Raw genomic sequence first — 517 nt, 5'->3', positions numbered from 1 at the left:
CTCTCCTTTAATTCTTCAATATAAAACGAGGTCATCACTTTCAAAATTCCCGATTCTACTAATTTTTGAATTCGATTTCCGAGTTCACCCCTAGCCGGTAATCCATCTAACTCACGTCCGCCATAAACATTCTCAAGATTATGTTTTCGTATTGCCCATACAATTTCAGTCTCGTTTGTTTGCTTTTGAAGTTCGCCAAGTTCCAAAAGTGTATTAATAGCGGAATGACCGCTTCCAACGACAAGGACTTTTTTTCCGCGGTAACGTTCTTCATCCTTTCTGAGCAAATCTGGGATGCCATAATATATTTGATTGCTAAGCGCTTTTTCTTCTAATAAGAACACACCATCCGAACGAAGCGGGTTTGGATTTGACCATGTTCCCGTGGCATCAATAACCGCTCTTGCTTCAAAAAGATGTTGGCTGCCATTTTGGGTGGCGTGAATGGCAAAAGGCAGATCATCACGACCGTTCGTTTTAACTTTACTTAAACCCTTACGGCTAATGGCAGTCACCT

1 protein-coding gene is annotated in these 517 nt (G+C 41.4%); it reads right to left on the bottom strand.

Annotated features, from left to right (window positions below; all coding sequences use genetic code 11):
• Window positions 1-517, bottom strand: a 517-nt coding sequence (locus AC1DSE_RS36245) for a SidA/IucD/PvdA family monooxygenase (protein WP_477529246.1), incomplete at both ends; no start/stop codon positions are given.

This window comes from Paenibacillus sp. 01L418 (assembly GCF_056400045.1).
Note: the sequence above shows the minus strand (reverse complement) of the source record. Positions and strands in the feature narration are given on the sequence as shown.